Source organism: Pseudomonas koreensis, from assembly GCF_036668835.1.
Taxonomy (GTDB): domain Bacteria; phylum Pseudomonadota; class Gammaproteobacteria; order Pseudomonadales; family Pseudomonadaceae; genus Aquipseudomonas; species Aquipseudomonas koreensis_I.
Map to the genome: position 1 here is coordinate 779,895 of NZ_JAZEVW010000001.1, position 26,959 is coordinate 806,853.

Annotated in this window: 22 protein-coding genes; 11 read left to right on the forward strand and 11 right to left on the reverse strand. The window is 60.1% G+C overall.

Annotated elements, in window-relative coordinates; translation table 11 throughout:
• Window positions 1-14 precede the first annotated feature (14 nt).
• The 5 genes from pcaF to pcaR all read right to left on the reverse strand — a co-directional run bounded on the left by pcaF (window position 15) and on the right by pcaR (window position 5,506).
• On the reverse strand, window positions 15-1,220 hold the full coding sequence (pcaF, locus tag V6F91_RS03455) for a 3-oxoadipyl-CoA thiolase (RefSeq protein ID WP_332762369.1): 1,206 nt from the start codon (window positions 1,218-1,220) through the stop codon (window positions 15-17).
• Window positions 1,217-1,996, reverse strand: coding sequence for a CoA-transferase subunit beta (locus V6F91_RS03460; RefSeq protein ID WP_332762370.1), 780 nt, complete (start codon window positions 1,994-1,996; stop codon window positions 1,217-1,219). The genes pcaF and V6F91_RS03460 overlap by 4 nt, the downstream gene beginning before the upstream one ends.
• Window positions 1,996-2,853, reverse strand: coding sequence for a CoA transferase subunit A (locus V6F91_RS03465; RefSeq protein ID WP_332762371.1), 858 nt, complete (start codon window positions 2,851-2,853; stop codon window positions 1,996-1,998). The genes V6F91_RS03460 and V6F91_RS03465 overlap by 1 nt, the downstream gene beginning before the upstream one ends.
• A gap of 169 nt (window positions 2,854-3,022) precedes the next feature.
• On the reverse strand, window positions 3,023-4,369 hold the full coding sequence (locus tag V6F91_RS03470) for an MFS transporter (RefSeq protein WP_332762372.1): 1,347 nt from the start codon (window positions 4,367-4,369) through the stop codon (window positions 3,023-3,025).
• Window positions 4,370-4,663: 294 nt separating this feature from the next.
• Entirely contained in the window at window positions 4,664-5,506 is an 843-nt protein-coding gene (pcaR, locus tag V6F91_RS03475) for a pca regulon transcriptional regulator PcaR (RefSeq protein ID WP_090282140.1), read from the reverse strand.
• 628 nt (window positions 5,507-6,134) lie between these two features.
• Here pcaR and V6F91_RS03480 point away from each other — a divergent pair.
• Window positions 6,135-6,335 carry a hypothetical protein gene (locus tag V6F91_RS03480; RefSeq protein ID WP_008080067.1) on the forward strand — a complete coding sequence of 67 codons (201 nt, stop codon included), beginning with the start codon at window positions 6,135-6,137 and terminating at the stop codon, window positions 6,333-6,335.
• A gap of 372 nt (window positions 6,336-6,707) precedes the next feature.
• Window positions 6,708-8,183 carry an inorganic phosphate transporter gene (locus V6F91_RS03485; RefSeq protein ID WP_093103960.1) on the forward strand — a complete coding sequence of 492 codons (1,476 nt, stop codon included), beginning with the start codon at window positions 6,708-6,710 and terminating at the stop codon, window positions 8,181-8,183.
• Between the two features lie 1,010 nt (window positions 8,184-9,193).
• On the opposite strand, the gene ccoM is transcribed toward V6F91_RS03485, so the two are convergent.
• From ccoM to V6F91_RS03500, 3 genes are all read right to left on the reverse strand, one after another.
• Window positions 9,194-9,307: a cytochrome c oxidase subunit CcoM gene (gene ccoM, locus V6F91_RS03490; protein WP_016771346.1), complete on the reverse strand. Its 114-nt coding sequence runs from the start codon at window positions 9,305-9,307 to the stop codon at window positions 9,194-9,196.
• Window positions 9,308-9,451: 144 nt separating this feature from the next.
• Window positions 9,452-9,613, reverse strand: a complete 162-nt coding sequence (locus tag V6F91_RS03495) for a hypothetical protein (protein ID WP_332762373.1) — start codon at window positions 9,611-9,613, stop codon at window positions 9,452-9,454.
• A gap of 106 nt (window positions 9,614-9,719) precedes the next feature.
• Window positions 9,720-10,061 carry an aspartate-semialdehyde dehydrogenase gene (locus V6F91_RS03500; protein WP_332762374.1) on the reverse strand — a complete coding sequence of 114 codons (342 nt, stop codon included), beginning with the start codon at window positions 10,059-10,061 and terminating at the stop codon, window positions 9,720-9,722.
• 239 nt (window positions 10,062-10,300) lie between these two features.
• Between V6F91_RS03500 and rapA the strand changes: the two genes are divergently transcribed.
• Window positions 10,301-13,147 (forward strand): RNA polymerase-associated protein RapA, encoded by a 2,847-nt coding sequence (rapA, locus tag V6F91_RS03505; RefSeq protein ID WP_332762375.1) that lies wholly within the window; start codon window positions 10,301-10,303, stop codon window positions 13,145-13,147.
• Between the two features lie 163 nt (window positions 13,148-13,310).
• Here the strand turns inward: rapA and V6F91_RS03510 are convergent, their stop codons facing one another.
• A complete protein-coding gene (locus tag V6F91_RS03510) occupies window positions 13,311-14,660 on the reverse strand; it encodes a spinster family MFS transporter (protein WP_208938429.1) in 1,350 nt (449 codons plus the stop codon).
• Window positions 14,661-14,961: 301 nt separating this feature from the next.
• On the opposite strand from V6F91_RS03510, the gene V6F91_RS03515 reads away from it, so the two are divergent.
• Together V6F91_RS03515 and V6F91_RS03520 are read left to right on the forward strand one after the other, a co-directional pair.
• Complete coding sequence (locus V6F91_RS03515) at window positions 14,962-15,330, forward strand: YkgJ family cysteine cluster protein (protein ID WP_332762376.1); 369 nt, start codon at window positions 14,962-14,964, stop codon at window positions 15,328-15,330.
• A 149-nt stretch (window positions 15,331-15,479) separates the two neighbouring features.
• Complete coding sequence (locus V6F91_RS03520) at window positions 15,480-17,762, forward strand: putative bifunctional diguanylate cyclase/phosphodiesterase (RefSeq protein ID WP_332762377.1); 2,283 nt, start codon at window positions 15,480-15,482, stop codon at window positions 17,760-17,762.
• Here the strand turns inward: V6F91_RS03520 and V6F91_RS03525 are convergent.
• Complete coding sequence (locus V6F91_RS03525; protein WP_332762378.1) at window positions 17,653-18,549, reverse strand: NAD(P)-dependent oxidoreductase; 897 nt, start codon at window positions 18,547-18,549, stop codon at window positions 17,653-17,655. The two genes, V6F91_RS03520 and V6F91_RS03525, sit on opposite strands and share 110 nt — an antisense overlap.
• A gap of 196 nt (window positions 18,550-18,745) precedes the next feature.
• Here V6F91_RS03525 and V6F91_RS03530 point away from each other — a divergent pair, with 196 nt between their 5' ends.
• Window positions 18,746-20,938, forward strand: coding sequence for a hypothetical protein (locus V6F91_RS03530; RefSeq protein ID WP_332762379.1), 2,193 nt, complete (start codon window positions 18,746-18,748; stop codon window positions 20,936-20,938).
• Between the two features lie 278 nt (window positions 20,939-21,216).
• Here the strand turns inward: V6F91_RS03530 and V6F91_RS03535 are convergent, their stop codons facing one another.
• Complete coding sequence (locus V6F91_RS03535) at window positions 21,217-21,537, reverse strand: DUF2288 domain-containing protein (protein WP_332762380.1); 321 nt, start codon at window positions 21,535-21,537, stop codon at window positions 21,217-21,219.
• 352 nt (window positions 21,538-21,889) lie between these two features.
• Between V6F91_RS03535 and V6F91_RS03540 the strand changes: the two genes are divergently transcribed.
• From V6F91_RS03540 to V6F91_RS03560, 5 genes are all read left to right on the forward strand, one after another.
• Entirely contained in the window at window positions 21,890-23,017 is a 1,128-nt protein-coding gene (locus V6F91_RS03540; RefSeq protein WP_332762381.1) for a branched-chain amino acid ABC transporter substrate-binding protein, read from the forward strand.
• Between the two features lie 230 nt (window positions 23,018-23,247).
• Window positions 23,248-24,171, forward strand: a complete 924-nt coding sequence (livH, locus tag V6F91_RS03545; RefSeq protein WP_090282129.1) for a high-affinity branched-chain amino acid ABC transporter permease LivH — start codon at window positions 23,248-23,250, stop codon at window positions 24,169-24,171.
• Window positions 24,168-25,424, forward strand: coding sequence for a high-affinity branched-chain amino acid ABC transporter permease LivM (locus V6F91_RS03550; protein ID WP_332762382.1), 1,257 nt, complete (start codon window positions 24,168-24,170; stop codon window positions 25,422-25,424). The genes livH and V6F91_RS03550 overlap by 4 nt, the downstream gene beginning before the upstream one ends.
• A complete protein-coding gene (gene livG, locus V6F91_RS03555) occupies window positions 25,421-26,188 on the forward strand; it encodes a high-affinity branched-chain amino acid ABC transporter ATP-binding protein LivG (protein WP_016771357.1) in 768 nt (255 codons plus the stop codon). The genes V6F91_RS03550 and livG overlap by 4 nt, the downstream gene beginning before the upstream one ends.
• A complete protein-coding gene (locus tag V6F91_RS03560; RefSeq protein WP_003222380.1) occupies window positions 26,189-26,890 on the forward strand; it encodes an ABC transporter ATP-binding protein in 702 nt (233 codons plus the stop codon). It begins immediately after the preceding gene.
• Window positions 26,891-26,959: the final 69 nt, after the last annotated feature.

Genomic DNA, 26,959 nt, shown 5'->3' on the forward strand with positions numbered 1-26,959 from the left:
GATGCCGCAACGCGTCAGACGCGTTCGATGGCCAGGGCCAGACCTTGGCCAACACCGACGCACATGGTCGCCAGACCTTTCTTGCCTCCGGTCTTTTCCAGATGATGCAGAGCCGTCAATACCAGCCGCGCACCGCTCATGCCCAACGGGTGGCCGAGGGCAATTGCACCGCCGTTCGGGTTGACCTGCGCCGCGTCATCCGCCAGCCCCAGTTCGCGCAGCACCGCCAGACCCTGGCTGGCAAACGCTTCGTTGAGTTCGATCACGTCGAAATCGCTGACCGCCACACCGAGGCGCTCGGTGAGTTTGCGCACCGCTGGCACCGGGCCGATGCCCATCACCCGCGGCGCGACGCCGGCGCTGGCCATGCCGAGCACTTTTGCACGGGCGGTCAGGCCGTGTTTTTTCACCGCTTCGGCAGACGCCAGAATCAGTGCAGCAGCACCATCGTTGACCCCGGAAGCATTGCCGGCGGTGACGGTTTTGTCCGCACCGTTGACTGGTTTCAGCTTGGCCAGCGCTTCAATCGTAGTGTCGGCGCGCGGGTGTTCGTCCTGGCTGACCACGGTCTCGCCCTTCTTGTGGGCGATGCGCACTTGCACAATCTCTTCAGCGAAATAGCCGGCGGCCTGCGCGGCGGCGGTACGTTGCTGACTGCGCAGGGCGAACGCGTCCTGATCTTCGCGCGAAACTTTATGGTCGTCGGCGACGTTGTCAGCGGTCTGCGGCATCGCGTCGACACCGTATTGCGCCTTCATCAACGGGTTGATGAAACGCCAGCCAATGGTGGTGTCTTCCAGTTTCATGTTGCGCGAGAACGCCGCGTCAGCCTTGCCCATCACGAACGGCGCGCGCGACATCGACTCGACGCCACCGGCAATCGCCAGCTCCATCTCGCCGCTGGCAATTGCCCGGAACGCCGTGCCGATCGCGTCCATGCCCGAAGCGCAGAGGCGATTGAGGGTCACACCCGGCACGCTGTCCGGCAAGCCAGCCAACAGCAGGGCCATGCGTGCGACATTGCGGTTGTCTTCGCCGGCCTGGTTGGCGCAGCCGAGGAACACCTCGTCGACCGCGTTCCAGTCGACCGAGGGGTTGCGCTCCATCAAGGCCTTGATCGGTATGGCGGCCAGATCATCGGCACGCACCGCGGACAAGCCGCCGCCGAAACGGCCGATGGGGGTGCGAATCGCATCGCAGATATACACGTCACGCATCATGCTTCTCCCGGCGCCTGACCGTGGGCGGCGGCGGTACGCGCTTCGAGATCGCGCAGTGCGGTCAGCTCGACGTCAGTCGGCTCAGCGGTGGTTTCAACAGAATCGGCGAAGCGGATCGCCCAACCGGTGGCGGCGACCACTTGCTCGCGGGTCACGCCCGGATGCAGTGCGGTGACCACGAATTCATGGGTGCCCTGCTCCGGCTCCATGATGCACAGGTCGGTGATGATCCCCACCGGCCCGGCGCCCGGCAGGCCCAGACGCTTGCGTGAATCGCCGCCCTCGCCGTGACCGACCGAGGTGATGAAGTCGAGCTTGTCGACAAACGAACGCGCCGACTGCTTGAGGATGATCAACACGCTTTTTGCCGAACCGGCGATCTCCGGCGCGCCACCGGCACCTGGCAGGCGCACTTTCGGCGAGAAGTAATCGCCGACCACGGTGGTGTTGATGTTGCCGAAACGGTCGACCTGCGCGGCACCGAGGAAACCGACGTCGATACGGCCGCCCTGCAGCCAATAGCGAAAAATCTCACCGGTCGGCACCACGGTGTCCGCAGTCTCGGCCAGCTCACCGTCACCGATCGACAGCGGCAACACACTCGGTTTGGCGCCGATCGGGCCGGATTCGTAAATCAGCACCACATCCGGCGACGAAGTCAGGCGCGCGAGGTTGGCGGCTTTCGATGGCAGACCGATGCCGACGAAGCACACCGAGCCATTCTTCAGGCGACGCGCCGCGGCGACGGTCATCATTTCATTGGTGGTGTAAGTCATTACTTGGCCTCCGAAGCAGCGGCCAATCTGGCCTGGAATTCGCTGAAATCAGCGCAGCCATGGATGTATTCGTTGATCCACGCGGTAAACGTCTCACGGTCACGAGCGATCGGGTCCCACGCTTGATAGAACCGATTGTCGCGTTCGGTGTAACCGTGAGCGTAGGACGGATGCGCGCCGCCGGGAACGTGGCAGACCGCGCTCAAGGCCCAGGTCGGCAGCACGCAAGCGTTCATCGGTGCGTTGAGATCGTCGACGATTTCTTCGACGGTGACGATGCAGCGCTTGGCCGCCAGTGCCGCTTCTTTCTGCACGCCAAGAATGCCCCACAGCAGCACGTTGCCTTTGCGGTCGGCTTTCTGCGCGTGGATCACGGTAACGTCCGGGCGCACCGACGGCACGGCCGCCAGCACTTCGCCGGTGAACGGGCAGGTGACGGTTTTGATCAGTGGGTTGACCTTCGGCAGGTCAGATCCGGCGTAGGCACGCAGCACCGCGAACGGCAGGCCGGAAGCACCGGCGACGTAGGCGTTGGCCAGGTCGGCGTGGCTGTGTTCTTCGATTTCCAGCGCATGCGGCCACTGCTTCTCGACCGCATCGCGCAGACGATGCAGCGAACCGACGCCCGGGTTACCGCCCCAGGAAAAGATCAGCTTGCGTGCGCAACCGGCACCGATCAGTTGGTCGTAAATCAGGTCGGGCGTCATCCGCACCAGGGTCAGATCTTTCTTGCCCTGACGAATGATTTCATGACCTGCTGCCGTAGGGATCAGGTGCGTGAAGCCTTCGAGCGCGACGGTGTCGCCATCGTTGACGAATTGCTTCACCGCGTCGTGCAGCGAAAGGATCTCAGCCATGGAGCGGGCTCCCGTTTTTAGAGTGAATCGCCAGTGATAAAAAGGCGCGAGGTTCAGCGCCGAAGTCACTGAAGATTAAGCCTGGGGAAATGGCTAAACAATCCGATAATCGACTGAGTGTTCGTTTATCGAACAGATTGTTGTTTCCCTAACGATCATGTGGAGGTACTCAGGTCGCATCCGCATGGCTGACCATACCCTTGATCACCACCGCCGCTGTCGCCAATCCGGCCGGAATCACCAGCGCGGTCAGCACCTGCTCGAAATTCCAGCCCAGGCCCAGCAGCGTCGCGCCCATCCACGCGCCAAGAATCGCGCCGAAGCGGCCAATCCCGAGCATCCACGACACCCCGGTCGCCCGCCCCTGTGTCGGGTAGAAGCGTGCCGCCAGCGACGGCATCGCCGATTGCGCGCCGTTCACGCACATCCCTGCCACCAGCACCAGAGTCGCCAGCAGGGTGATGTTGCCCAGGCTCTGCCCTACCGCGTAGGCAAACACCCCGGCCAGCAAGTAGAACGTGCCGATGACCTTGTGCGGGTTGAAGCGGTCCATCGCCCAGCCCACCGCCACCGCGCTCAACACCCCACCGAACTGGAACAACGCACCGATGAAGGCGGCCTGCTCCATGCTCGCGCCGCTGTCACGCATCAGCGTCGGCAGCCAGCTGGTCAGCAGGTAAACGATGACCAGGCCCATGAAATAGGTCAGCCACAGCAGCAAGGTCCCGGTGCTGTAGGTGCCGGAGAAAATCACCGCAAACACGTTGCGTGCCTTGACGGTTTTCTGTTCCGGCACGCTGAAGCTCGAGGCTTGGGCCACGGTCACCGGGTCGATCGGCGCCAGGGTCTTGCGTACTTTGTCGGTGCCACGGTTGCGCACCACCAGATAACGCGCCGATTCCGGCAGCCAGAACAGCAGGACCACGGCGAGAATCAGCGGCAACACCCCGCCGATCAACAGCAGGCTGTGCCAGCCGAACGCCGGGATCAGCTTGGCGGAAATGAACCCGCCACCGGCCATGCCCAGGTTGAAGCCACAGAACATGCTGGTCACCAGCAGGGATTTCTTGCGCTCCGGGGTGTATTCGGAAAGCAACGTCGTGGCGTTCGGCATCCCCGCGCCCAGGCCGAGACCGGTCAAGAAACGCAGCACCAGCAGTTGTTCGACGTTGGTGCTGTAAGCCGAGGCCAGACTGAAAGCGCCGAACAGCAGCACGGCGCCGACCAGCACCACTTTACGGCCGAAGCGGTCAGCCAGCGGGCCGGAACCGAGGGCACCGAAGACCATGCCGATCAACGCGGCGCTCATTACCGGGCCGAGGCTGGCGCGGTTGATGCCCCAGTCCTGCGACAGCGCCGGAGCAATGAAGCCCATGGCGGCGGTGTCGAGGCCGTCGAGAAAGACAATCAGGAAACACAGGATCACCACTCGCCATTGATAGCGCGAGATCGGTTGGGCATTGATGAAGGTCTGCACATCGAGGCAGTTACCCACAGCGGACTGAGGCTGGTTCATTATTTTTATTCCACGCAAAAAACGCAGTCGAACGATGGCCGGCCAACGGGCGGCACGGTCATGAGAACAGAGGGTTTGAATCAGGCGTCGCGTTGCATCCGGCAACAGAGTCGGCAAGGCGGACAGTCGGAGAGCATGCGCATGGTGAGGTGCCTCTTGTCATTATTATCGGAGTCGGCAGTCCGGGCTGACTCTGTTGGTCAGCGCCGGATGACGCTGTCGCGACATTAATGATCGGAGGGTTTTAGCGTCAATTCGATAAACGCAACACTGTGCGTTTATCGAACAGCTTCATCAGGCAAACAACTGCGCGCTGAGGTCGCGACTGGCGCTGAGCAGGCCCGGCAGAAAGCGCTGTTCCAGCTCGCTGCGACTGACGCGTCCGGCGTGAGTACTGACGTTGAGTGCGGCGACCACCTGGCCGGACGCGTCGTAGACCGGCACGGCAATCGAGCGCAGGCCCTGCTCCAGTTCCTGATCGACGATGCACCAGCCCTGCTGCCGCACCTCTTGCAGGCAGGCGAGCAACGCGTCAGGGGTATGGATCGTGCGGCTGGTCTTGGCCACCAGTTCGGCGTGATCGAGGTATTCGCCCAGCGACGTATCGTCGAGTGCCGCCAATAGAATGCGCCCCATCGACGTGCAGTAGGCCGGCAGCCGCCCGCCCACTGACAGGTCCACCGAAATCAGCCGCTGGGTCGTTGCCGAACGGGCGATGTAAAGAATGTCGTCGCCCTCAAGCGTGGCCATGTTGCAGGCTTCGTGCAGTTGTTCGCTCATGCGGTCGAGGTACGGCTGGGCAGAAACGGCCAGCGGCGTCGACGACAAATAGGCGTGGCCGAGGGTCAACACTTTCGGCAGCAACGAATAGGTGCGACCGTCGGTGGTGGCGTAGCCGAGCTTGATCAGCGTGTGCAGGCAACGGCGCACCGCCGCGCGAGGGATCTCGGTACGGTGACTGATCTGGGCGATGGTCAGATGGCGCTTGCGCTCTTGAAACGCTTGCACCACGGCCAGACCGCGGGCCAGTGAGGTCATGAAATCCGGATCGCCGGTCAGAGCCTGGATGCGCTTGGCCGGCGACGCGACAATCGGTGGCGCCACGGAAGTGAAGGAATTGCGCATTTGATCGTTCATTCAAGGTCCTTGGTCCGGCTCGGATCAGTGGTTATACAAACGGCTCACAGGCGAATGCACAAGCGGCGGGAGCGCAACATTGGGCGATTATCGAACCGTCGACCGATAATCGCAATCCGTCATTGACTCTGTCAGTCTGCCTGTTCAACCGCTCACCTTATTCTCCATGACCTACTTAGTTGTTCATTTAATGGCGCCAAAAACTGATCATCCGGCAAATAGTCCCAACGCGCATTGCAACTAAATAAACTTGCGCGCAACAAAGCAATCACACATTCAGAACCGTTTTTAACCTGGCAAAGATAGTCATTCCTGAATCGACGGCTATAATGCACCTCAGTGGCGCCCCGTCTTCATTGACCCGGATCGCCACCCGCTGAGGTGATGTCCATCACCGACAGCCCGGCCAGCGCCAGACGCCATTATTCATGCAACGCCTGCGTTCGCCGAAACAGGAAACTGATGCTGCGTCAGTTTTATCGGGTGCCGTAGCCGCCTGACAGACGAAAGTCCGTTCGCTCACCGACTCAACTAATGCCTGTTCAGGCATTGAAATGGCGGGGGCGCTCGAGCGATTTGTTGCAGTGCGTTTCACCGGATATTCAACTCAACTCATACAGGTATCACTGTGACGAAAGACGAACTGCGCGCGGAACTTGAGCGCCAGGAACAACGTTACAAGGAAGTTTACGGCGGGGAAGTCACCACCTACGCCGCCCAGCCCGAACCGGAACGCAAAGCCTGGCGCAAGCGCCCGACCGTTCAGGATCAGGTGTTCAAGCAGGAAATCGAGAAAATCGAAAAGGAACTCAAAGCCGAAGAGCCTTGAACCCAGGCGGCGTTTTTTTGAAGGTTTGTGTCCGCACCGTTTACAAGCGCGGTGAAACGGCGATGCCTTGCGCGCCCGCTATCCGCGGGCAGCGGCTATCCTCGCGTCTGACAGGCTAATGACAGACGTCCTGCAGGTTTCACAGATATTTCAGACAGGCGTTTGAGCGTTCGTCCAGTCTCTCAAAATGCCAGTAAATTATTGGTTTTATCAACAAAATCAATGAGTTGAAAAACCCTGCGCACCACTTGGTTTTAACGCGCTGCAACAAATTAACTTGAAGAAGAGTGTGACCAGTGAGCAGACAGGGCATCGATTTCCTGTCTTTTCTGGCATAATCGCGCCCCCTTACGACCGGGTCAGAAAACCTTCATGATCGATTTATTCAGCGGACTGGATGCTTGGGTGCTTGTGAGCCTCTTGCTCGCCCTGACGTTTGTCCTCGCCTTCGAGTTCATCAATGGATTTCATGACACCGCTAACGCGGTAGCCACTGTTATCTACACCAAAGCCATGCCGCCGCATCTGGCAGTGTTCTTTTCCGGCGTGTTCAATTTCCTCGGCGTGCTGCTGGGCGGCGTTGGCGTGGCGTATGCCATCGTCCACCTGCTGCCGGTGGAGCTGCTGATCAATGTGAACACCGGCCATGGCCTGGCAATGGTCTTCTCGTTGCTTGCCGCTGCCATCGCCTGGAATCTGGGGACCTGGTACTTCGGTATCCCGGCCTCCAGTTCGCACACCCTGATCGGCTCGATCCTCGGTGTCGGCCTGGCCAACGCGCTGATCAACGATATCCCGTTGAGAGATGGCGTGAACTGGCAGAAAGCGATCGACATTGGCGCCTCGCTGGTGTTCTCGCCAATGGCCGGTTTCCTGATCGCCGCGCTGGTGCTGATCGGCCTGAAGTGGTGGCGCCCGCTGTCGAAGATGCACAAGACGCCGGAACAGCGCCGCAAGATCGACGACAAAAAGCACCCACCGTTCTGGAACCGTCTGGTCCTGGTGATCTCGGCCATGGCCGTGAGCTTCGTGCACGGTTCCAACGATGGCCAGAAAGGCATCGGCCTGATCATGCTGGTACTGATCGGCATCGTGCCTGCGCAGTTCGTTCTCGACCTGAACAGTACCACCTACCAGATCGAACGCACCCGCGACGCGACCCTGCACCTGAGCCAGTTCTACCAGCGCAACGCTGACTCGCTGGGTGAATTCCTGGCCCTGGGCAAAAGCGTGGAAGGCGACCTGCCGGAGAAATTCCGCTGCAACCCGCAGCAGACCGAACCGACCATTTCCGCCCTGCTGCACACCCTCAAAGGTGTAGCGGACTACCATTCGCTGTCGTCTGAAAGCCGCATCGAGGTACGTCGTTACCTGCTGTGCCTGGACGACACGGCGAAGAAGGTCGGCAAGCTGCCGGGCCTCGAAGCCCGTGAAAAGGCTGACCTCGACAAGCTGCGCAAAGACCTGACCACCACTACCGAATACGCCCCGTTCTGGGTGATTCTCGCAGTCGCCCTGGCCTTGGGCCTGGGCACCATGGTGGGCTGGAAGCGTGTGGTGCTGACCATTGGCGAGAAGATCGGCAAGCAAGGCATGACCTATTCTCAGGGCATGTCGGCGCAGATCACCACTGCCAGCCTGATCGGCATGGCCAACATCTTCAGCCTGCCGGTATCGACCACTCATGTGCTGTCTTCGGGTGTGGCCGGGACCATGGTTGCCAACAAGAGCGGCCTGCAGGGCGGCACGGTTAAAACCATTTTGCTGGCTTGGGTGTTGACCTTGCCGGCGACTGTGGCGCTGTCGGCCGGGTTGTTCTGGTTGGCTTCCAAGGCGTTGGGTAGTTGATAGCTAGCTGCGGTTGAGAAAGGCGCGATTCGTGAGGATCGCGCCTTTTTTTTGGGATTGGGATTGGGGGCATATCCGTTGCTGCGGTAACGGCTTCTTATGGTTTCGCTCTTACAGCGACTCACTTTTCCAGACGCCGAAAAGTAAGCAAAAGGCTTTGCCCCGGCGTTCGGCCCCTCGCTGGGGCTCGGGGTTCCTTCGTTACGGAATCGCTCCGGGCGCAGCGGCTACGGTTTGCTTCGCTGCACCTACTTCCGCTGTGTACGACTTCGTCGTACGGTCGCTACGCTCCCACACCCGGATCGATCCCTTCACTCAGCCTGCCGAAGGGGCAAAAGATCAAAAGCCAGAGCAAGATCAAAAGCCAGGTCAAAATCAAAAGCCAGATCAAAATCAAAAGCCCTCACCCTAGCCCTCTCCCGGAGGGAGAGGGAACTGACCGTGGGGGATGCGAGATATACGCTGACCTGGGATATCGAGTTGAATGCAGATTTTGAAAGACCCACAAATCGGCCCCCTCTCCTCGGGGAGAGGGCTGGGGTGAGGGGCGAATCCACCGAAAATCTCAAGCCATGCGGCGCTTCTAACCACTCAACAATGAGCGCCAGCTCGAGTGCTCTTGATCTTGCCTAACCAGCGACATCGGAAGGCTGAGCGGAGGGATTGATCCGGGCGTGGGAGCGTAGCGACCGTCTGGCGCAGCCAGACACAGCGGAAGGAGGTGCAGCGAAGCAAACCGTAGCCGCTGCGCCCGGATCGATCCCGCAGCGAAGGAACCCGAGCCTGCGAGGGCCGTACGTAGGAGCTAGCGTTTTTTGCTTACTTTTTTAGGCGCTTGTAAAAAAGTAAGTCGCCGTAAGGGCGAAACCGCCATCAGCAACACCAAAAAAACGGATATACACCCGAAACAACCAGAGCCTGGTCGGCCCACAGGCCGCCACGGCCCCAAAAAAAAAGGGGCAACCGAAGTCGCCCCAAAATGCCTTGCGTGCCCATCAACCCAGAAGAACTTACTTGCGCCGCTTATGCGCATCCTTCCAGATAAAAAACCCAAACCCTGCAAAAAACAGAACCATCAGCCCAACGGTCAGGACCCCGGCAAACACCACGTTATCGAAAAACATGACTGGCCTCCTGGCCCCTGCTTTGCTGCGATGAGTACAAATTAGCAGACACACAGACACGCACATTGACCAGGATCAATGTCCGCAACGAAGGAAAGAAAGACGGGAAATCAAATGACCTGCATCAAAGGATGCAGGGGGATATCAACGCTTTTTCGGCTTGTTCTTCGACTTTTTCCTGGCTTTTCCCAAAGGCATCGCCTGCTCGAACGCCTGGCGGACTTCGTTCAAGCGTTTCTCGTTGAGGTCATGCACACGCTTGGCGCGCTCGCTGTTGAGGTCGATCAGTTTGTCGTCTTGGCTCATGGCATCGGTACGTCGCAGAAAAGGCTCAAAACTGCCACATCACTGGCAGGACTGCGCCAATCATGCCGCCTGACGCCGGCGCTGACCAGCCACACTGGCAGCGCAATCAAATCTCGATATCGACCCACAACCCCTGACGCGGCTGATCTTCCATCAGCGGCACCACCGGCACGGTGTTGTCGGCGTTGAGCTCAGTACCGGGTACGGCCAGATGTTCTTCCGGGTCTTCATCGGCCTCGCGACGCCGACGCTCGCGCTCCTGCTGGCGGCGCTGCTCCTCGCGCAGCAACAGACCATCCTCTTCGGGATTGCGCTTTTGCAGATCGATCGTGCTTTCGTTGGAGCTTTCCTGCACCGGCACCACCGGAGGAATGTCCGGCCGCTGGCGGATCGGATCCTGCTGGGAAGTGATCGGCACGGCGCTCAAGGGGAGCATCGGTGGCAACATATATAGGTCTCCTGTGTGCAGGCTATCGGCTGCGGTACAGGCGCCTTGAGCCGCCCGTCGCAAACTTGTGACCCGGTTGGCACCCACAGGTGCCCTGCCGCTTGAAAAAAGCGACGCATGACGACTCGGCCGCAGCTTGCAGCTCGAAGCTAAAAGCTTGCCGCTGCTCCTATTCCTTTGGCCCTGAGGCCGTCATTCCGTTAAGATAGCCCGCTTTTTCAAGGTGGGAGTCAGGCAGCATGGCGCAGCAGTATCAACCGGGGCAACGCTGGATCAGTGACAGCGAAGCAGAGCTTGGTTTAGGCACCGTTCTGGCACAGGACGGCCGCTTGTTGACCGTGCTTTACCCGGCCACTGGCGAAACCCGCCAGTACGCGCTACGGAATGCGCCCCTGACCCGCGTGCGGTTTTCGCCGGGTGACAGCATCACCCACTTCGAAGGCTGGAAGATGACCGTGCAGCAGGTCGACGATGTCGACGGGCTAATGGTCTATCACGGTCTCAATGCGCAGAACGAAGCCGTCACCCTGCCGGAAACCCAGCTGTCGAACTTCATTCAGTTCCGTCTGGCCAGCGACCGCCTGTTCGCCGGGCAGATCGATCCGCTGCCGTGGTTCTCCCTGCGCTACAACACCCTGGAACACACCAGCCGCCAGTTGCAGTCCTCACTCTGGGGCCTGGGCGGCGTGCGTGCGCAGCCGATCGCGCACCAGTTGCACATCGCCCGTGAAGTCGCCGACCGCATCGCGCCGCGGGTACTGCTGGCCGACGAAGTGGGTCTGGGTAAAACCATCGAAGCCGGTCTGGTGATCCACCGCCAACTGTTGTCCGGCCGCGCCAACCGCGTGCTGATCCTCGTTCCGGAAAACCTCCAGCACCAGTGGCTCGTGGAGATGCGCCGCCGTTTCAACCTGCAGGTCGCGCTGTTCGACGAAGAACGCTTTATCGAAAGCGATGCCACCAACCCGTTCGAAGACACGCAACTGGCGCTGGTCGCGCTGGAGTGGCTGGTCGACGACGAAAAGGCTCAGGACGCACTGTTCGCTGCCGGTTGGGATCTGCTGGTGGTTGACGAAGCGCACCACCTGGTCTGGCACGAAGAAAAAGCCAGCCCGGAATACTCGCTGGTCGAACAACTGGCCGAAGTCATTCCCGGCGTGCTGCTGCTCACCGCCACCCCGGAACAACTCGGTCAGGACAGCCACTTCGCCCGTCTGCGCCTGCTCGACCCGAACCGCTTCCATGACCTGGCGGCGTTCCGCGCCGAAAGCGACAACTATCGCCCGGTCGCCGAAGCGGTTCAGGAATTGCTCGACAAGGGCCGTCTCTCGCCCGCAGCGCACAAGACCATTCACGGTTTCCTCGGCAACGAAGGCGAAGCCTTGCTGACCGCGGTCAACGATGGCGACACCGAAGCCAGCGCGCGTCTGGTGCGTGAGCTGCTCGATCGCCACGGCACTGGCCGCGTGCTGTTCCGTAACACTCGTGCTGCCGTGCAGGGTTTCCCGGAGCGCAAGCTGCACCCGTATCCGCTGCCATGCCCGGACGAATACCTCGAACTGCCGTTGGGCGAACACGCCGAGCTGTACCCGGAAGTCAGCTTCCAGGCCCAGCCGGAGGCCAGCGAAGAAGAACGCTGGTGGAAATTCGATCCGCGCGTCGAGTGGCTGATCGATCAGCTGAAAATGCTCAAGCGCACCAAAGTGCTGGTGATCTGCGCCCACGCTGAAACCGCGATGGATCTGGAAGACGCCCTGCGCGTGCGTTCCGGCATCCCGGCCACGGTGTTCCACGAAGGCATGAACATCCTTGAACGTGACCGCGCCGCCGCCTACTTCGCCGACGAAGAGTTCGGCGCGCAAGTGCTGATCTGCTCGGAAATCGGCAGTGAAGGTCGCAACTTCCAGTTCGCTCACCACTTGGTACTTTTCGATCTGCCGGCGCACCCGGACCTGCTCGAGCAGCGCATCGGTCGTCTCGACCGGATCGGCCAGAAGCACATCATCGAACTGCACGTGCCGTACCTGGAAACCAGCCCGCAAGAGCGTCTGTTCCAGTGGTACCACGAAGCGTTGAACGCGTTCCTCAACACCTGCCCGACCGGCAACGCCTTGCAACATCAGTTCGGCCCGCGCCTGCTGCCGCTGCTCGAAGAAGCCGATGACGGTGAGTGGCAAGCACTGATTGACGAGGCGCGCGCCGAGCGTGAGCGTCTGGAAGCCGAGCTGCACACCGGTCGCGACCGTCTGCTGGAGCTCAACTCCGGCGGCGCTGGCGAAGGTGAAGCGCTGGTCGAGGCGATCCTTGAGCAAGACGACCAGTTCGCCCTGCCGATCTACATGGAAACCTTGTTCGACGCCTTCGGCATCGACAGCGAGGACCATTCGGAAAACGCCCTGATCCTCAAGCCGAGCGAGAAGATGCTCGACGCCAGTTTCCCGCTGGGCGACGACGAAGGCGTGACCATCACCTACGACCGCAACCAGGCGCTGTCGCGCGAAGACATGCAGTTCATCACCTGGGAACACCCGATGGTGCAGGGCGGCATGGACCTGGTGCTATCCGGTTCGATGGGCAACACCGCCGTCGCGCTGATCAAGAACAAGGCGTTGAAACCGGGCACCGTGTTGCTGGAACTGCTGTATGTCAGCGAAGTGGTCGCCCCGCGTTCGCTGCAACTGGGCCGCTATCTGCCGCCGGCCGCGCTGCGCTGCCTGCTCGATGCCAACGGCAACGACCTCTCGCCACGGGTGTCCTTCGAAACCCTCAACGATCAGCTGGAAAGCGTGCCGCGCGCCAGCGCCAACAAGTTCATCCAGGCCCAGCGCGATCAGCTGACGCCACGGATCAACGCCGGCGAAGACAAGATCGCCCCGCGTCACGCCGAGCGCGTGGCCGAGGCACGTCGTCGTCTGGCCGCCGACACCGACGAAGAACTGGCGCGCCTGACCGCGTTGCAAGCGGTCAACCCGACCGTGCGTGACAGCGAACTGGAAGCGTTGCGCACTCAGCGCGAGCAGGGTCTGGCGATGCTGGATAAAGCGGCGTTGCGTCTGGAAGCGATTCGGGTGTTGGTGGCGGGCTAACCGCCCCGCTCCACCGCTGAAAAACAACAAGGCCTGCAGCGATGCGAGCCTTATTGTTTGCCTGATATTTTTCCGGTGATGCTGATGGCCCTATCGCGAGCAGGCTCACTCCTACAGTAGGAATGCGTTCCCCTTGTAGGAGTGAGCCTGCTCGCGATAGCGATTATGCAGTCGCCGCTGCAACCTCTGGCTCAACCACCGCTACCAAACCCTCCTTCATCCGCTGCGCATCCCGCACAAAGCATCGTGAGGCCAGAAACAGAAACACCATGGTCAGAAACAGCGCCACCGGAATCAAGTACATCGCGTCATGCAGGCCGACAGCCTTGAACGCTTCGGTCATCTGCTCCGCGCCCGCCGACAGCATCGCGGTGTGCGCGAAATGGTCCGACAACCCACCGACCACCACCGGCCCCAAGCCACCGCCGAGCAGATACAGCCCGGCAAAGAACAACGCCATCGCCGTCGCACGCAAACGCGGTTCAACCACGTCCTGAATCGCCGTGTACACACAGGTGTAGAAGTTATAGGCGAACAGCCAGCCAACACTGAACACCGCAACGAACACGCCAATCTCGATGCGCCCGGCATGCAGCGCCCACGCCGTGCACAGGGTCGAGATGATCAGACTGAACCCGGCAAACAGCAGTCGCCCGCTGGCCACGCGCTGGTGAATCTTGTCAGCGATCCAGCCGCCCAACGTCAGCCCGACCAGCCCGGTCACGCCGACAATGATCCCCGTAGCCACCGCCGCTTCCTGCAACGGCATGAGGAAATAACGCTGCAGCATCGGCACCAGAAACGAGTTGCAGGCATAGGTCGCGAAGTTGAAGCACAGCCCGGCCATCACCAGCCAAAGGAAGGTCGGCACCGCCAGCACGCGGCGGATCGGCTTGTCGACTTTCTCCTGCGAGACCTGCACGGTTTCCGCCGCGCCACGCTTGGGTTCCTTGATGAAGAACATGAACACCGCAAGGATCAGCCCTGGCACTGCGGCAATGAAGAACGGCGCGCGCCAGCTGTCGAACGCCTTGACCATCGCGCCGATGGTGAAGAACGCCAGCAGCAGCCCCAGCGGTAGGCCAAGCATGAAAATCCCCATGGCCCGCGCCCGACGGTGCGCCGGAAACAGATCGCCGATCAGCGAGTTGGCCGCCGGTGCATAGCTGGCTTCGCCGATGCCGATGCCCATGCGCACGATCAGGAAGCTCCAGAAACTGCCGACCAGGCCGTTGACCGCGGTCAGCGCGCTCCATGTTGCCAGGCCCCAGCCCATCAGTTTGCTGCGCGAACCTGTGTCGGCCATGCGCCCCAGCGGCAGGCCGGCGATTGCATAGACGATGGTGAACGCGGTGCCGACGATGCCCAGCTGAAAGTCGCTGAGGTGCCATTCCATGCGGATAGGTTCGATAATGATCGCTGGAATGGTGCGGTCGAAAAAATTGAACAGGTTGGCGAGGAACAGCAAAAACAGAATGCGCCAGGCATTCGCCGCTTGGGTCGAGTTCTGCATGGGTCCGTCTCTTTATTGTTATGGGGCTTCACTGCCAGCGCGTTCGAGCCCGGAACCTGTAATCTAGTCAGCCGCGCGAGGGCTGTCTGTCATCATTCGCCAGCCTGATATCGGCCCATCGCACTGTAACGAAACGTAAGCCCTTGATTACGCTGAAATCCCCCGCCATACGGGGCTTTCACGGCAAAATCCGGGCACAAAAAAATACTTTCGCGCCCCCCTTCCCAAGTCCATGGCAAAGCCTAGAATGGCCGCCGGATCCGTCCGGATCTGCCGATCAATCCCTTTGATACCCTCGCCCATGTCTGAAGTCAGTCCGTGTCTGAATTGCGGTGCCTGCTGTTCCCATTTTCGCGTGTCTTTTTTCTGGGGTGAATGTGCATCCTCCGGCGGTACGGTGCCCGATGAACTGGTCTCGCAAATCACCCCAAGCCGGGTGGCGATGATCGGTACCGACCGCAAACCCGCACGCTGCATGTCGTTGGCGGGCGAGGTCGGCAGCGCGGTGGCCTGCACGATCTATGAGAAACGCTCAAGCACCTGCCGCGAATTCGAAGCGTCGTGGGAGAACGGTGAACACAACCCCGACTGCGACAAGGCCCGCGCCGCGCACGGTCTGCCGCCGCTTGATCCGCGCTGGAACGACCTGCCTCTGGAGCGCATCGCCTGACGCGTTAGCGCGAAACGCTATGAGGTTCATGTCAAATTCATTAGCACCAATGTGCCACTACGCCTTGCAGCCTGAAATCCGCCTCTATACTCCAGTCATTCGCCTGCGTTGAATGCGCAGTCAGGACGACTTCAGAGACGGGGCACGCTATGGAGTGGCTTGGTTTGCATTTTGTTACCGAGCTGCCGGAGCGCGGGCAGGTCATTCTCGATTGCACCCACAATCCGTTGTTGGTGCTGGCGGCCTATCTGGTCGCCTGCGCGGCGAGTTTCGCTACGCTCGATATGGCCGAGCGTGTGGTGCATGCCGAGGATCTTGCATCGCGGCGGCTCTGGCGCTGGATCGGCGCGACCTGTCTGGCCGGCGGCATCTGGGCCATGCATTTCATCAGCATGTTGGCTTTTCAGACGCCCATCGATATCGAGTATGACCTCGGCATCACGCTCTTCTCCTTACTGATCGCCCTGCTCGCCTCGTGGCTGGCCATGCAAACCTTGAGCGAGGAGCAGCCCAGTGCGCTGCGCTGTCTGAAAACGGCATCGGTCATTGGCCTGGGTATCGCCGGCATGCATTACGTGGGCATGGCGGCGATGAAATCTAGCGCCAACGCTTATTACCATCCGGGACTGTTCGCGCTGTCGGTGCTGATCGCCATCGGTGCGAGTTTCGCTGCGTTGTGGGTTGCCCGCTATCTGAGCGAAGGCAACGGCGTGGCCCATCAGTTGCTCAAATACAGCGCTGCGCTGATTCTCGGCGCAGGCATCATCAGCATGCATTTTACCGGCATGGCCGCGCTGGATCTGGTCATTGCCGAGGGTGAGCTGGCAGCGAGCGGCGGTGCAACCGGGCATTTGCAACTGGGCCTGACCGTGGCGTTGATCATCCTGTTGATATTGGGCAGTGCGATCAGCGCCGCCCTCGCCGACAAGAAACTGCAGAACAAGGAACACGACCTGCGCCGGGTCAACGCCCTGCTCAGCCAACTCGACCAGGCGCGCATGTCGTTACAGCAAGCAGCCAATTACGACGCGCTGACCAACCTGATCAACCGCCGCGGCTTCAACCAGATCTTCGCCGAAAAGCTCAACCAGAAAACCAGCGAGGGCGGCATGCTCGCGGTGATGTTTCTCGACATCGACCATTTCAAACGGATCAACGACAGCCTTGGCCATGACGCCGGCGATGCGTTGCTCAAAGTCATCGCCAGTCACATCAAAGGCTCGGTGCGCAGCCATGAAGATGTGGTGGCGCGCTTCGGCGGTGACGAGTTTTGCCTGCTGATCAACCTGCATGAACGCGAAGAGGCGCGTCTCATGGCTCAGCGCATCATGCTCAAGATGAAAGAGCCGATCGAACTGGCCGGGCGGCGCATGGTGATGACCACCAGCATCGGTATCAGCCTGTTCCCCGACGATGGCAGCACCTGTGAGGAACTGCTCAAGCACGCCGATCTGGCGCTCTATCAATCGAAGAATGCCGGGCGCAATGGCCTGCACTTTTTCAATTCCAGCCTGAAAAGCCGCGCTACCCTTGAGCTGCAACTCGAAGAAGAACTGCGCCATGCCCTGCGCGAAGAAAACGCCCTGATGCTGTATTACCAGCCAATCTTCGAACTGAAAACCGGTCGCGTCACCAAGCTCGAAGCGCTGATTCGCTGGCAGCACCCGCTGCACGGTTTGCTGACCCCGGATCGTTTCATCGCCATCGCCGAGAACAACGGCCTGATCGCCGAACTGGACAACTGGGTGCTGCGGCGCGCCTGTCGCGATCTCGGCGAGCTATCGAGCCATGGCTGCGAGGAGCTGAAAATCACCTGGAACTGCTCGCCGTTGAATCTGGCCCGCGAAGAGCTGGCAGACGAAATCGAACACGCCTTGCGCAGCGCCGGGGTGGCGCCGGAACGGCTGGAACTGGAGGTCACCGAAAACGCGCTGATGGGCAACATCGCCAATACCCTGGTGCTGTTGCGGCAGATCCGCGCGCTCGGCGTGTCGCTGTCGATCGACGACTTCGGCACTGGATATTCGTCGCTGGCCTACCTCAAGCGGTTACCGCTCAACACCTTGAAAATTGACCGCTCGTTCATCCTCGACATCCCCCAGGCCACGGCGGACATGGAGATCGTCCAGGCGATCATCGTCATGGCGCACACCCTGCATCTGCAGGTGGTCACCGAAGGCGTGGAAAGCCTGGAGCAATACGAGTTTCTCGAGCGCTCGGGCTGCGATTTCATTCAGGGTTACCTGCTCAGCCGCCCGGTGCCGCTCAACGAGCTGCGCCCGGTGCTGGAGGAAATCAACCAGCGCAAGGCGTCGCCGGCGTTCAATCCGTTGCTGCTGGCGCGCGGTACATTTGCACCAGTGTCGCTGGGTCCTGCGCCAGATAGCCCTGCGCCCCATGCAGGCGCATCAGTTGTGCGGCCAATCCGCTGAGCGGCGTGGCCGAGCCCTGTTCACGGGAAAATTTCACTGCCGTGTCGAGATCCTTGAGCAACGTGCGCACGTGCCATTTGATCGGCTCGAAACGACTCTCGGCCATTTGCGGGGCGAGAATCTGTAGCGGTTTCGAATCGGCAAACCCGCCGGCCAGCGCTTCGGCAAGCAGGCTGGCATCGACCCCGGCCTGTTCGGCCAGCGCCACCACTTCGGCAATCACCAGCGCGTTGCAGGCGACAATCATTTGATTGCAGGCCTTGGTGACCTGGCCGGCCCCGACGCCGCCCATGTGCGTGACATGCTGGCCAAGACTCAGCAGCACCGGACGCACCCGCTCGAGATCCGCCGCCGCGCCGCCAACCATGATCGCCAGGCTGCCCGCCTCGGCGCCGACCACGCCGCCAGACACCGGCGCGTCCAGCCAGCTCATGCCGGTTCGCTGCGCCAGTTGCGCGGCCATCTCGCGGGTCGCCGTCGGTTCGAGGCTGGAAAAATCCACCAGCAGTTGCGCGGGTTTTCCACCCTCAACGATACCGCCAGCGCCAAACACCACCTCGCGCACCACCGCCGTGTCAGCCAGGCACAACATGACGATGTCCGCGTGTTCGCACAGTTCGGCGGGGCTCGTTACTTGCCGGGCACCGGCCTCGACCAGTACCGCGCACTTGGCCGGGTTGCGGTTCCACACGGTCAGCGGGTAACCCGCCGCCAACAGACGCCGGCACATCGGCAGGCCCATCAGGCCGATTCCAGCAAACCCCAACGAAAGTCGCGTTGACATCATTTTGCCTCTTTTCCATTAAAGATCGCCGAATAATGGCCGATTCAACAACGATCAGGAAAGGATTCCCCCCAGCGACAGTCAGCCCACCGCCCTGACGCTCGGGCTCAATTCGCGCAAAAAAAGCCGCGAGATCCTATTCCGTGAGGTTCGCTGACATCGGTCATCGGGCCAACCCAGTCCAGGTACATGGCGCACCATGACATCCAAAAACAATCCTGCCACTGCGATTTCCGACCTGACCTCCAGCCCCACCGCCAACAGCCCGACCAAGCCTGTACAACCTGCGCGTCCGCTGTCGACCCAGCAATACCTGTACTTCACCGAAACCAATACCGACCGCATCCTCGACAACCTCGACGGCCTGCGCGATCTGGTGTTTCCGCGCCCGCCGCACCTGGAAGGCGATAACGAACAGCACAACGATCAGGAATTCCCTTCGGTGTGCCTGATCGGCCTCGGTCGCTGCGGCTCCAACATCGCCCTCGACGTCGCGGAGCTGGTGTACAACGCGCGCAAGTTCTACCTCAACGAATTCAACAACGAAGACCGCCTGGCCGATCGCCGCCTCGCCGACAAGGGCTACAGCCCGGCGCAGTGGATCAAAAACAACCTGCGCATCGGCACCAACAAGTCGACCAAACCGGTGTTTCTGGTCGAACCGCTGGTGATGCTCGGCGACCTCGACAAGGACATCGCCGGGCGCATCCGTTTCTCGCGCAAGGGCGAGAAAAGCGGCTTCCTGCGCGACTACAGCAAGATGAAGATCATGGACTTGTCCGAAGTCCACGCCGGTGGCGCCGGTAACGCGCCGATCCTCGGCCAGTATCTGGCGAAGATCATCCTCAACAAGGACACCCAGCGTTTCTCCAGCCCCGACTGGAAAATGATCCACTCGTACCTGATCGACAGCTGCGGCATCAAAGCCAACCAGTCGCGCCTGTACTTTTCGATTTTCAGTGCCGGCGGCGGTACCGGTTCGGGCATGGCCTCGGAGTTCGGTCTGGCCCAGCAGCATTCGTACATGAACAAGACGTTCGACACCAAGCCGATGGACGAACACGACGGCAAAAGCGGTCATTCGTTCGTGTTCGAGCCGATCTTCACCAGCGGCATCTGCGTGCTGCCGAACATTTCCGATCACCGCAGCGAAATGTCCGAGGCGCTGCACATCAACGCCGGGCGTCTGCTGTGCAAATACCTCTCTGAGGAATGGGATTTTTCCTACAACTTCGCCAACGAAGACAGCAGCGAAGCCAGCGTCATGGGACGGATTCGCCCGTGGAACGCGATGATGCTGATTTCCAACGACATCATGCGGTACGCCGAAGAAAGCGACGACGGCAACATCCAGAACATTGACGTCAATGCGATGGAAAAGCACGCCAACCAGTACATCTCGCAGCAGATTTTCAACATTCTTACCGCGCAGGCAGTGACCACCGACTACGACCAGAACTACTTCCGCCGCGCCGGCATCGACATCGGCGAAACCATTCGCCTGGATGCCAACGACCTGTTCATGAGCCTGGCCGGCCCAGTGGCGATTGCCTATGCCGAATCGGTGGTGCCGGAAACGCCGCCGCCGAGCAGCGACAAATTCAAGGTCTTCGAGAAAGAGCCGCAGCGTCTGAACATCGACGATCTGTTCTTCCGCTCGATCGACCTGCCGCACTTCAACAAGGTCACCCAGGCCATCGAAGGCATCAGCCTGCTGCCGATCGAGTCCAAGCGTTATCGCGCGTCGCTGGAGCAATACAAGAACTCCGGCTACGACGCCGCCGCGCTGCATGACCTGCACTTCTTCAAGAACTGCTCGTCGGTGGTCTCGATCGTTTCGCTGCCCAAGGATTACAAGCTTTCGTATATGGATCTGAACCGGTTGAAGACCCACCTCAACAGCCTGTTCCCCAACACCACGCTCAAGCGTTACGCACTGGTGATCGGCGCTTCGGCGAACCTGTCGCTGACCACCCTGATCGCCAAGAGCCCGTGCCTGTCGGACGACTTCCTGACGTTGATCGTGGCGTTCATCAAGCGCTGCTTCGCCAAGACCCCGTACCGTTTCGACGAGACGCTGGACAACTCGATTCTCGATTTCATCATTCAGGAAGAGTTTGACGAAGATCGCATCGATGACTTGCTCAACGAATTCGAAAACCCGGCGAAGATTCTCGACACCAACTGGTACGCGATCAAACCGATGTACGAGAAGAAGTACCGCGAGCTGATCAACGACAAAGACAAGTTTGTCTCGATCAACGACATTCGCCTGTCGCGCGACTGTGTGAAGAAGTCGATCAAGTACCTGCGCGAGATCTATCGTCACCGGATTGGCAAGACCAAGGTGATTTCGCTGAATAACCATACCGGCAAGTCTTTCTCGGTCTGATCCACTACCGAGTCGCCCCTATCGCGAGCAGGCTCGCTCCCACATTTGGAATGCAATACCCGTGGGAGCGAGCCTGCTCGCGAAGAGGCCTTACCGACCGATACACATCTGACTGAATCAACATCCAGAAACAATTAAGCGACCCTCAGGCCGCTCGATCAACTGTTCCCGTTACGTTTACGTCACCGTGAAGTGAGACGCGCCTGTGGCGTTTCTCCACGGCAACGTGCCATCACGCTACTCCGCTACACACTTTTCGCTGATGACAGCTCGCACCATTAAGGTGCGAAGCCCGGAGCGCTCGCCCTTTCCTGGATCAGAATCCACGGCGAAACCACCACTGCCCATAATTGCGGATCACGTTCGAAAATATCCAGCGCCCGCGTTTCAGACAGTTTGGCGACCTTGTCTTCGGCCAGCCAGGCAGCGACTTTGTCGCCATCGTCGTTTGCCACGGCTTCGGCAGCAGCGATCAAATCCAGCGCTGGGTCGACCCACAATAGGGCACCCTTGGCGAAGAACGGCTCCAACTCTTTCCAGGTAATAGATGCGGTTTCCCCAAGCAGCTTGGCATAGAGGGTGCTAGGTTCTTGATTCATGGGCTCTGTCCGGAAAAGAAATCGACGCGAATCATAACGTTGGTGGTCCGCCAGAAAAACCCGGTTGCAAATGGCTGCACCGAACGAAAAGAGCAGGAACGCCAGGGAATGCTGCTGTTTGAGCTATATGCCTACAAACGCCCCGCCGCAATTCTGTCTTTTTCATTCAAAAATGCGACACCTCCAGGTTTTGCCCGTTGGCGCCCGCTTCCCAGTTGAACAAGCGGCGCTCTACACTGTACCGGTACAGTTGCCGGGGGCATTTCCGGAGGATGTCGCAAAGATATCTGACCCGGTTCTGCTGCTACGGCGCCAGAACTCTAAAAAAATACAACAGTAAGAGTGGAGCACTATGACTAAGGCTACTAAGCAGATTTCCAAACTGTTTGCCGCTATGGTTCTGGCCGGGGTTGCCAGCCATTCGTTCGCAGCTGACACCATCAAAATCGGTATCGCCGGTCCTAAAACCGGTCCAGTAGCCCAATACGGCGACATGCAGTTCAGTGGCGCAAAAATGGCCATCGAGCAGATCAACGCCAAGGGCGGCGTTGATGGCAAGAAACTCGAAGCCGTTGAATACGACGATGCCTGCGATCCGAAACAAGCAGTAGCGGTCGCGAACAAGGTCGTCAACGACGGCGTCAAGTTCGTGGTCGGTCACCTGTGCTCCAGCTCCACTCAGCCAGCTTCGGACATCTACGAAGACGAAGGCGTGATCATGATCACCCCGGCTGCCACCAGCCCGGACATCACCGCCCGTGGCTACAAAATGATCTTCCGTACCATCGGTCTGGACAGCGCCCAGGGCCCTGCCGCCGGCAACTACATCGCCGATTACGTGAAACCGAAAGTGGTTGGCGTGCTGCACGACAAACAGCAGTACGGTGAAGGCATCGCCACCGCGGTGAAATCGACCCTGGAGAAAAAAGGCACCAAGGTTGCTGTGTTCGAAGGCGTCAACGCTGGCGACAAGGACTTCTCCGCAATCATCGCCAAGCTCAAGCAAGCCGGTGTCGACTTCGTCTACTACGGCGGCTACCACCCGGAGCTGGGCCTGATTCTGCGTCAAGCCCAGGAAAAAGGTCTGAAAGCCAGGTTCATGGGTCCGGAAGGCGTGGGTAACGACTCGATCACCCAGATCGCCAAGGACGCGTCCGAAGGCCTGCTGGTAACCCTGCCGAAGTCCTTCGACCAGGATCCAGCCAACATCGCCCTGGCTGATGCGTTCAAAGCGAAGAAGGAAGATCCGAGCGGCCCGTTCGTGTTCCCGTCCTACTCCGCGGTTGAAGTGATTGCCGCCGGTATCACCGCTGCCAAGTCCGAAGACGCCAGCAAAGTGGCTGAAGCCATCCATGCCGGTTCGTTCAAGACCCCGACCGGTGACCTGAGCTTCGACGCCAAGGGCGACCTGAAAGACTTCAAATTCGTGGTTTACGAGTGGCACAACGGCAAACCTAAAACTGAAGTTTCGCCTCAGTAAGGCGCTGCCTGACTGACTGCCAATAAAGCCCACGGCGTGCCGTGGGCTTTGTTTTACGAATGAATGGGCCGCGCTGGCGTGATCCGCCAGTCTGCCCACCTGAAAATCTCAAAACCGTCATCAGCGGTTCGCTGGCAAAACCCGGATTCGAAGTGGATAGAGATCCACGGGGCCGGGCGGGAAAATGACTCCACCAGTGAAATGCGTATCAGGTTTTTAGGAGCGCTGTAATGCCTGACCTCTATCACTTCTTCCAACAGCTGGTTAACGGCCTCAACGTTGGCAGCATGTATGCCTTGATCGCCATCGGCTACACGATGGTTTACGGCATCATTGGAATGATCAACTTCGCCCACGGCGAGGTATACATGATCGGTTCCTACGTGGCGTTCATCGCCATCGCCGGGCTGACCATGATGGGACTCGACAGTGTCCCGCTGCTGATGACTGCGGCGTTCATCGCCAGCATCGTCGTCACCAGTTCCTACGGTTACAGCATCGAACGCATTGCCTACCGCCCCCTGCGCGGAAGCAACCGTCTGATCCCGCTGATTTCCGCCATCGGTATGTCGATCTTCCTGCAGAACACCGTTCTGCTGGCGCAAGACTCCAAGGACAAAGCAATCCCCAACCTGATCCCGGGCAACCTCGCCTTCGGTCCGGGTGGCGCACAAGAAGTGCTGATTTCCTACATGCAGATCGTGGTGTTCGTCGTCACGCTGATCGCCATGCTCGGCCTGACCCTGTTCATCTCCCGTTCTCGTCTGGGCCGCGCCTGCCGCGCCTGCGCCGAAGACATCAAGATGGCCAACCTGCTCGGCATCAACACCAACAACATCATCGCCCTGACCTTCGTCATCGGTGCTGCGCTGGCAGCCGTTGCGGCTGTTCTGCTGAGCATGCAATACGGCGTGATCAACCCGAACGCCGGTTTCCTCGTCGGCCTCAAGGCTTTCACCGCGGCGGTACTGGGCGGCATCGGCAGCATTCCCGGGGCGATGCTCGGCGGGTTGGTGCTCGGTGTAGCGGAAGCGTTCGGTGCCGATATCTTCGGCGACCAGTACAAGGACGTCGTCGCGTTCGGCTTGCTGGTTCTGGTGCTGTTGTTCCGTCCGACCGGCATTCTGGGCCGTCCGGAGGTTGAGAAAGTATGACTAGGAATCTTAAACAGGCGCTGTTCAGCGCTTTGCTGGTGTGGGCCGTGGCCTACCCGGTACTCGGTCTGAAACTGACCATCGTCGGCATCAATCTGGAAGTGCACAACACCAGCCCTGCGGTGCTCGCGACCATCGCGATCTGCTCGGTGCTGATGTTCCTGCGCGTGCTGTTCAATCAGCAGATCAGCAAAGCCTGGCGCTCCTCGCCCGGTATGCCGCTGATCCCGGCCAAGGCCAGCAACTTCCTGACCCTGCCGACGACTCAGCGTTACTTCATCATTGCGTTGATTCTGATCGCCCTGGTGTGGCCGTTCTTCGGTTCACGCGGCGCGGTGGACATCGCCACGCTGATCCTGATCTACGTGATGCTCGGCCTGGGCCTGAACATCGTCGTCGGTCTGGCCGGTCTGCTCGACCTGGGTTACGTCGGTTTCTATGCCGTCGGCGCCTACAGCTACGCGCTGCTGTCGCACTACTACGGCCTGAGCTTCTGGATCTGCCTGCCGATTGCCGGCCTGATGGCGGCGACGTTCGGCTTCCTGCTGGGCTTCCCGGTGTTGCGTCTGCGCGGTGACTATCTGGCGATCGTGACCTTGGGTTTCGGTGAGATCATCCGTCTGTTCCTGCGTAACCTGACCGATATCACCGGCGGCCCGAACGGCATCAGCAACATCGAAAAACCGACGTTCTTCGGCCTGACCTTCGAGCGTAAAGCGGCTGAAGGTCTGCAGACGTTCCACGAGTATTTCGGCCTGCCATACAACTCGATCAACAAGGTGATATTCCTTTACCTCGTTGCGCTGTTGCTGGCACTGGCTGCGCTGTTTGTGATCAACCGTTTGCTGCGCATGCCGATCGGTCGCGCTTGGGAGGCGCTGCGTGAAGACGAAATCGCCTGCCGTGCACTGGGCTTGAACCCGACTGTGATCAAGCTTTCCGCGTTCACCCTCGGTGCCGCGTTCGCCGGTTTTGCCGGCAGTTTCTTCGCCGCGCGCCAGGGTCTGGTCACGCCGGAGTCCTTCACCTTCATCGAGTCGGCGATCATTCTCGCCATCGTCGTGCTGGGCGGCATGGGCTCGCAACTGGGCGTAATCCTGGCGGCGATCGTGATGATCCTGTTGCCGGAAATGATGCGTGAGTTCAGCGAGTACCGCATGTTGATGTTCGGTGCCCTGATGGTGTTGATGATGATCTGGCGTCCACAAGGTCTGCTGCCGATGCAACGCCCACACATGGAGTTGCGCAAATGAGCCGTGAGATCCTTAAAGTCGAAAACCTGAGCATGCGTTTCGGCGGTTTGCTCGCGGTCAACGGTGTGGCCCTGACCGTCAAAGAGAAACAAGTGGTTGCGCTGATCGGGCCGAACGGCGCCGGCAAGACCACCGTGTTCAACTGCCTGACCGGTTTCTATCAGCCGACCGGCGGCAGCATCCTGCTCGATGGGGAGCCGATCCAGGGCCTGCCCGGCCACAAGATCGCGCTCAAGGGCGTGGTGCGTACGTTCCAGAACGTGCGTCTGTTCAAGGACATGACCGCGGTCGAGAACCTGCTGATCGCCCAGCACCGGCACCTGAACACCAACTTCCTGTCCGGTCTGTTCAAGACCCCGGCGTTCCGCAAAAGCGAGCGCGAGGCCATGGAGTTTGCCGAGTACTGGCTGGAAAAGGTCAACCTCAAAGAGTTCGCCAACCGCACCGCCGGCACTCTCGCGTACGGCCAGCAACGGCGTCTGGAAATCGCTCGCTGCATGATGACCCGCCCGCGGATCCTCATGCTCGACGAACCGGCCGCCGGCCTGAACCCGAAAGAAACCGAAGACCTCAAGGCGCTGATCGGCGTGCTGCGCGAGGAGCACAACGTCACCGTGCTGCTGATCGAGCACGACATGAAACTGGTCATGAGCATTTCCGATCACATCGTCGTGATCAACCAGGGCACACCGCTGGCCGACGGCACGCCGGAACAGATCCGCGACAATCCTGAAGTGATCAAAGCCTACCTGGGGGAAGCGTAAATGCTGCAGTTCGAAAACGTTTCCACCTTCTACGGCAAGATCCAGGCCCTGCACAGCGTCAACGTCGAAGTCCGTCAGGGCGAGATCGTCACGCTGATCGGCGCCAACGGTGCCGGCAAGTCCACGCTGCTGATGACGCTCTGCGGTTCGCCGCAGGCGCACAGCGGCAGCATCCGCTACATGGGTGAGGAACTGGTCGGCCAGGACTCGTCGCAGATCATGCGCAAGAGCATCGCCGTGGTGCCGGAAGGTCGTCGAGTGTTTGCCCGTCTGACCGTTGAAGAAAACCTGTCGATGGGCGGATTTTTCACCGACAAGGGCGACTATCAGGAACAGATGGACAAGGTTCTCGGACTTTTCCCACGCCTGAAAGAACGCTTCAACCAGCGCGGCGGCACCATGTCTGGCGGCGAACAGCAAATGCTCGCCATCGGCCGTGCGCTGATGAGCAAGCCCAAGCTGTTGCTGCTCGACGAGCCGTCGCTGGGCCTGGCACCGATCATCATCCAGCAGATCTTCGACATCATCGAACAGCTGCGCAAGGACGGTGTGACGGTGTTCCTGGTCGAGCAGAACGCCAACCAGGCGCTGAAAATCGCCGACCGCGCCTACGTTCTGGAGAACGGCCGCGTGGTCATGCAAGGCACCGGTGAAGCGCTGCTGACCGACCCGAAAGTGCGCGAGGCGTATCTGGGTGGTTGAGTGTTATCGCTGAACAAAAAAACGGCCTTCGGGCCGTTTTTTTTATTGCCTGCCACAAACCTCGAGTTT

What these genes read in the sequence shown, in the direction of transcription:
- pcaF (WP_332762369.1), bottom strand. Translation starts at nt 1,220, where the DNA reads ATGATGCGTGACGTGTATATCTGCGATGCGATTCGCACCCCCATCGGC.
- V6F91_RS03460 (WP_332762370.1), bottom strand. Translation starts at nt 1,996, where the DNA reads ATGACTTACACCACCAATGAAATGATGACCGTCGCCGCGGCGCGTCGC.
- V6F91_RS03465 (WP_332762371.1), bottom strand. Translation starts at nt 2,853, where the DNA reads ATGGCTGAGATCCTTTCGCTGCACGACGCGGTGAAGCAATTCGTCAAC.
- V6F91_RS03470 (WP_332762372.1), bottom strand. Translation starts at nt 4,369, where the DNA reads ATGAACCAGCCTCAGTCCGCTGTGGGTAACTGCCTCGATGTGCAGACC.
- pcaR (WP_090282140.1), bottom strand. Translation starts at nt 5,506, where the DNA reads ATGAACGATCAAATGCGCAATTCCTTCACTTCCGTGGCGCCACCGATT.
- V6F91_RS03485 (WP_093103960.1), top strand. Translation starts at nt 6,708, where the DNA reads ATGATCGATTTATTCAGCGGACTGGATGCTTGGGTGCTTGTGAGCCTC.
- ccoM (WP_016771346.1), bottom strand. Translation starts at nt 9,307, where the DNA reads ATGTTTTTCGATAACGTGGTGTTTGCCGGGGTCCTGACCGTTGGGCTG.
- V6F91_RS03495 (WP_332762373.1), bottom strand. Translation starts at nt 9,613, where the DNA reads ATGAGCCAAGACGACAAACTGATCGACCTCAACAGCGAGCGCGCCAAG.
- V6F91_RS03500 (WP_332762374.1), bottom strand. Translation starts at nt 10,061, where the DNA reads ATGTTGCCACCGATGCTCCCCTTGAGCGCCGTGCCGATCACTTCCCAG.
- rapA (WP_332762375.1), top strand. Translation starts at nt 10,301, where the DNA reads ATGGCGCAGCAGTATCAACCGGGGCAACGCTGGATCAGTGACAGCGAA.
- V6F91_RS03510 (WP_208938429.1), bottom strand. Translation starts at nt 14,660, where the DNA reads ATGCAGAACTCGACCCAAGCGGCGAATGCCTGGCGCATTCTGTTTTTG.
- V6F91_RS03515 (WP_332762376.1), top strand. Translation starts at nt 14,962, where the DNA reads ATGTCTGAAGTCAGTCCGTGTCTGAATTGCGGTGCCTGCTGTTCCCAT.
- V6F91_RS03520 (WP_332762377.1), top strand. Translation starts at nt 15,480, where the DNA reads ATGGAGTGGCTTGGTTTGCATTTTGTTACCGAGCTGCCGGAGCGCGGG.
- V6F91_RS03525 (WP_332762378.1), bottom strand. Translation starts at nt 18,549, where the DNA reads ATGATGTCAACGCGACTTTCGTTGGGGTTTGCTGGAATCGGCCTGATG.
- V6F91_RS03530 (WP_332762379.1), top strand. Translation starts at nt 18,746, where the DNA reads ATGACATCCAAAAACAATCCTGCCACTGCGATTTCCGACCTGACCTCC.
- V6F91_RS03535 (WP_332762380.1), bottom strand. Translation starts at nt 21,537, where the DNA reads ATGAATCAAGAACCTAGCACCCTCTATGCCAAGCTGCTTGGGGAAACC.
- V6F91_RS03540 (WP_332762381.1), top strand. Translation starts at nt 21,890, where the DNA reads ATGACTAAGGCTACTAAGCAGATTTCCAAACTGTTTGCCGCTATGGTT.
- livH (WP_090282129.1), top strand. Translation starts at nt 23,248, where the DNA reads ATGCCTGACCTCTATCACTTCTTCCAACAGCTGGTTAACGGCCTCAAC.
- V6F91_RS03550 (WP_332762382.1), top strand. Translation starts at nt 24,168, where the DNA reads ATGACTAGGAATCTTAAACAGGCGCTGTTCAGCGCTTTGCTGGTGTGG.
- livG (WP_016771357.1), top strand. Translation starts at nt 25,421, where the DNA reads ATGAGCCGTGAGATCCTTAAAGTCGAAAACCTGAGCATGCGTTTCGGC.
- V6F91_RS03560 (WP_003222380.1), top strand. Translation starts at nt 26,189, where the DNA reads ATGCTGCAGTTCGAAAACGTTTCCACCTTCTACGGCAAGATCCAGGCC.